This is a genomic window from Streptomyces triticirhizae (assembly GCF_003696235.1).
Lineage (GTDB): Bacteria > Actinomycetota > Actinomycetes > Streptomycetales > Streptomycetaceae > Streptomyces > Streptomyces triticirhizae.
This window is the reverse complement of sequence record NZ_RFFJ01000311.1, coordinates 1-4,611: the sequence shown is the minus strand read 5'-3', so window position 1 is coordinate 4,611 and position 4,611 is coordinate 1. Positions and strand designations below refer to the sequence as shown.

Sequence of the window (4,611 nt, the reverse complement as noted above, 5' to 3'; positions counted from 1 at the left end):
CGGCCGACGCGGGCGGGCCAGGGCGGCGGCCGGCGGGCGCACCGGGCCAGCGGTCGGCCGGCCGTCCGGTGCGACCGCTGGCGGGCGGGGCACGATCGGGTGCCATGAGCCGCCCCCGCGCAGGGAAGCGATCGCTTCGTGGAACGCCCGCGCGCGACGCTCGCGCGCGGGCCGACGGCACACAGCGGAAACCCGGCACAGGCCGGCACGGGCCCGGCAACAGAGGAGTGAACGGTGGACCAGGCAACGCACACGACCCCCCGCGCCGACTTCAGCACCGCCAGGGACGGGGTGCCGATCGCCACCTACAGCTGGCCGCCCGAGCACGGCGGACGGCCGCACGCCGTGGTGCAGATCGTGCACGGCGCCGCCGAACACGCCCTGCGCTACGACCGGTTCGCCCGGGAGCTGGCCGCGCACGGCTATGCCGTGGTCGCCTCCGACCACCGGGGACACGGCGCGACCGCCGCGCACACCGGGGGCTTCGGCGCGGTGGGCGCCTCCGGCTGGCGGGCCACGGTGGAGGACCTGCGGCTGGTGGGCGACCGCGCCCGCGAGACCCACCCGGGGGTGCCACTGGTGATGCTGGGCCACAGCATGGGCTCCCAGCTGGCGCGGGACTTCGCGCAGGAGTACGGCGGGACGCTGCACGGGCTGGTGCTCAGCGGCACCTTCCGCTCGCTGCCGGGCTGCGAGCCGAGCGGCGCGATCGCCGGCCTCCAGGAGGAGATCGAGGCCGGCGGCCGGGACGCGCCATCGACGTTCGTGCCCGACCTCTTCTCCGCGTTCAACGACCCCTATCCGCACCGCACCGGCTTCGAGTGGCTGAGCCGGGACCCGGCGGAGGTGGACGCCTATGTGGCGGACGAACGGTGCGGGTTCGCCTTCGGCGCCGGGCTGTCGCTGGACTGGGTGCTGGGCGTGCGCAAGATCAACGACCCCGAGCAACAGGCCCGTGTGCCACGAGAGTTGCCGGTCCATGTGGCGGTCGGCGAGAAGGACCCCTGCCACAGCGGGCTGACCCTGGTCTACGAGCTGTTGGAGGACTTCCGCTACCACGGCACCCGCGAGCTGAGCTGGCGCGCCTACCCGGACGCCCGGCACGAGATCCTCAACGAGACCAACCGCGCCGAGGTCCAGGCCGACCTGTTGACCTGGCTCGACGAGCACCGCTGAGGCCCGGTGCCGCGTAGCCACCGCAACCACCGTCGACATTCGGACAGTTGTGTGCCCGTCGCGGCATGATGAACAGTCAACTACTGTGCGTCGTGCGAGGATACGTCACCGTTGTACAGGTTCCACGGAGAGTTTCCAGAGAAGAGGTCGTCATGGCCGGAGCCGAGGACGTCACCACCCGCGAGGTGGACGTCAACGTGCCCAGCGTCGCGCGCATATATGACTACGCCCTGGGCGGCAAGGACAACTACGCGGTGGACCGCGAGGCGTTCGACATGCTGGAGCGGACGGCGCCCAGCACCCGCCCGTTGGCCATCAACAACCGCCGCTTCCTCCAGCGGGCGGTGCGCATCCTCTCCGAGGAGTACGGCATCCGGCAGTTCGTCGACCACGGCTCGGGGCTGCCGACCCAGGACAACGTGCACCAGATCGCCCAGCGGAGCGACCCCGAGGCGCGGGTGGTCTACATCGACAACGATCCGATCGTGCTGGCACACGGCCGCGCCCTGCTGGAGGAGAACACCAACACGGCGGTGATCCAGGCCGACTTCCGCGACACCGAGGGCATCTTCGGGCACCCGGAGGTCGAGCGACTGATCGACTTCGACGAGCCGGTGGCGGCGCTGTTCGTGTCGGTGTTGCACTGCATCCCCGACGAGGACGACCCGGCCGGGCTGGTCCGCCGGGTGACCGAGCGGCTGGCCCCGGGCAGCTTCCTGGTGATCAACCAACTGGTCAGCGACGACCCGGAGTTGCGCTCCTCCATCACCACGTTCATGAACGAGTCGACCGGCGGCCGCTGGGGCCGGGTGCGCGAACAGACCGACGTCCGGCGGTACTTCGAGGGCCTGGAGATCCTGGAGCCGGGCCTGGTCGAGATCAGCACCTGGCGCCCGGACAGCGACCTGGGGCCGAAGCAGAAGACCGAGGAGTGGATCGAGTTCGGCGGCGTGGCCCGCAAGCCCTGAGCGCGGCGCACGGCGCGACGGCGGGCCGGGGGTCAACTCCCCCGGCCCGCCGTCTCGTTGGTCGTCGACGCTGCCGCGCCGGTGCGGCTACGCCTCGTCGGCGGCGCGCTCGTGTTCGGCGAGGACCTGCTCCAGCGTCGCCGGCGTCCGGCCGTGCGGCTCGGCGGTGGCGCAGAGGCTGTCCATCACGGCGAGGTAGTCCTCGACGTCCTCCCGCTTGTCCAGGTAGAGCGCGCTGTTGAGCTGCTCCAGGTAGACGATGTCGGGCAGGTCGGGCTCCAGGAAGCGCAGAATGGTCACCGGACCGCCGGCGGCGGCGAGCCCGCCGAGGCGGAAGGGAGCGATCTGGAGGGTGATGTTGGGGCGTTCGGCCATCTCCCGCAGGTGGCGGATCTGCTGCCGCATCGCCTCGGGCCCGCCCATCGGCCGGGTCAACGCGGCCTCGTCGACGACCGCCCACAGCCGGGGCGCACCGTCCCGCATGAGCAACTTCTGGCGCTCCAGGCGGAGTTCGACGCGCCGGTCAACCTGCCGGTCGGTGGCCCTCGGGTTGCCGAGCCGGATGCACGCCCGCGCGTAGTCGGCGGTCTGGAGCAGGCCGGGCACGAACTGGACCTCGTAGGTGCGGATCAGTGAAGCGGCCTCCTCCAGGCCGATCATCGTCTCGAACCAACTGGGCAGCACATCCCCGTACTTCTGCCACCAACCGGGGGTGCTGGCCTGCCGGGCCAGGGCCAGGAACTGTCCGCGCTGCTCCTCGTCGGTCACCCCGTAGAGGGTCAGCAGGTCGGCGATGTCGCGCTCCTTGGCGGCGACGCGGCCCAGTTCCAGCCGACTTATCTTGGCGTGCGAGCCTCGGATGGCGTCCCCCGCCGCCTCCCGACTGATCCCACAGCCCTCACGGAGCCGGCGCAGATGCGTGCCGAGCACGATCCGCAGAACCGTCGGCCCGCCCCTCGGATGGGCGAGCAGGTCCCTCACCGCAGGGGTCGGGCCAAGGTGAGCTGACGTCATGTGAGTTCCCCTGAGCTGTTGAATTAGCGCTCAAGTGTTGCACTGTTCGGACCAGGCGTACAGTCGCCTCGGCCACACCCAGGGTGACGCCCCGGGGGGCGCCACCTCGGGCGACGCGCGCCGCTCGGGGGTGGGGGGGACGTTCGGTTCGATCGGCGGTCCGGTCGGCGGTCCGGTCGGCGGTCCGATGCCGGCCGCGCGGGACCGCCGACCGCGCCGTGGGTCAACCCGACACGGTCAACCCGTCGGTTGACTCGTCAGCCAACCCGGTCAGTCAACCAGGTCGTCGAAGTCCCCGTCCCTGGCTCCCCGCACGAACGCGGTCATCTCCGCCCTGGTGTAGATGAGCGCGGGGCCCTCGGGGTCCCGCGAGTTCCGCACCGCGACGCCTCCGTCGGGCAGGGCGGCCACCTCGACGCAGTTACCGTTCGGGTTGCTGCGCGCACTCTTCCGCCAGCTCACGCCGGTGATCCGAGTGGCCGACACTCCGTTGACGAAATCCGGCATTCGCACTCCTCGGGTTGGGTCGTGCCTGCATCCGCACGCCGTGGGGTGGCGTGCGGCCTCCCTGATACTGCCCCAACTCCCGGCGTTCTTGCATCCGTTCTTGCATCCGTGGCTTGCAGCTGTTCTTGCGTTCGTTCTTTCAGATGTACTTGCAGCGATACTCTGAGTCCCCCAGGATAGACTCTGCGGAGTCACCGCCTGGGTCATGTCGGACACCCGCGGAGGTCGGTCATGTCAGCTCTCCCCTACGCCTCGATGGCGACGCTCGCCGCTGCCGGGCGGAGGACCCCGTCGGCGGACGTGGCGGGCTTCGCGACGTTCCCCCTGCCGGGAGAGCCGTGCGCCGCCAGATCGGCGCGTTCCCTGACCCGAACCACCCTCACCGACTGGGACCTCGACGAACTCGTCGGTGACACGACGGTGGTGGTCTCCGAGTTGGTGACCAACGCCCTGCGGTACGGCCTGCCCGCCGGCTCCCGCCCCACCCCGCTGCCGCCGGCCAGCGAGGACCAGCCGCTGCTGTTGAGCCTGGTGCACTGCGAACGCTCGGTGCTCTGCGCGGTCTTCGACCCCGGCCAGGACGTGCCGCTGGCGCGGGCCCCCGAGCCGTACCAGGAGTCGGGGCGCGGCCTGAAGGTCCTGGAGGCCCTCGCGAAGAACTGGGGCTGGACCACGCCCGATCGGCACGGCAAGGCGGTCTGGGCGCTGCTCGCCGCCGACGAGCCGAGGGACGGCGGTGCGGCGACGCCGCAGTGGGAGCCGTTGAGCCGGCTGCTGTTACTCCTGGAGCTGCTCAGCGGGCCGTCCTGGCTGAAGGCCCTCGGCTCCACCTCGGGCGCGGTGACCTCCCGCGTCAACTGACCCCGCGCTTCCCGCTCCGCCGCCCGGCCGCGCCCTCCCCCTCCCGGGGCCGGCCGGGCGGCTTCCGCCGGCCGGCCGCCGCCGG

5 protein-coding genes are annotated in these 4,611 nt (G+C 71.6%); 3 read left to right on the top strand and 2 right to left on the bottom strand.

The window, feature by feature from the left end; genetic code table 11:
- The first annotated feature begins 234 nt into the window (after window positions 1-234).
- Together EBN88_RS28785 and EBN88_RS28780 are read left to right on the top strand one after the other, a co-directional pair.
- Window positions 235-1,176: an alpha/beta fold hydrolase gene (locus EBN88_RS28785; RefSeq protein ID WP_122399944.1), complete on the top strand. Its 942-nt coding sequence runs from the start codon at window positions 235-237 to the stop codon at window positions 1,174-1,176.
- Between the two features lie 152 nt (window positions 1,177-1,328).
- Complete coding sequence (locus EBN88_RS28780) at window positions 1,329-2,144, top strand: SAM-dependent methyltransferase (RefSeq protein WP_122399943.1); 816 nt, start codon at window positions 1,329-1,331, stop codon at window positions 2,142-2,144.
- Window positions 2,145-2,231: 87 nt separating this feature from the next.
- Here the strand turns inward: EBN88_RS28780 and EBN88_RS28775 are convergent, their stop codons facing one another.
- Together EBN88_RS28775 and EBN88_RS28770 are read right to left on the bottom strand one after the other, a co-directional pair.
- Window positions 2,232-3,158 carry a helix-turn-helix domain-containing protein gene (locus EBN88_RS28775; RefSeq protein ID WP_122399942.1) on the bottom strand — a complete coding sequence of 309 codons (927 nt, stop codon included), beginning with the start codon at window positions 3,156-3,158 and terminating at the stop codon, window positions 2,232-2,234.
- 270 nt (window positions 3,159-3,428) lie between these two features.
- On the bottom strand, window positions 3,429-3,665 hold the full coding sequence (locus tag EBN88_RS28770) for a DUF397 domain-containing protein (RefSeq protein WP_122399941.1): 237 nt from the start codon (window positions 3,663-3,665) through the stop codon (window positions 3,429-3,431).
- 231 nt (window positions 3,666-3,896) lie between these two features.
- Between EBN88_RS28770 and EBN88_RS28765 the strand changes: the two genes are divergently transcribed.
- Complete coding sequence (locus tag EBN88_RS28765; protein ID WP_233581083.1) at window positions 3,897-4,526, top strand: ATP-binding protein; 630 nt, start codon at window positions 3,897-3,899, stop codon at window positions 4,524-4,526.
- Window positions 4,527-4,611 lie beyond the last annotated feature (85 nt).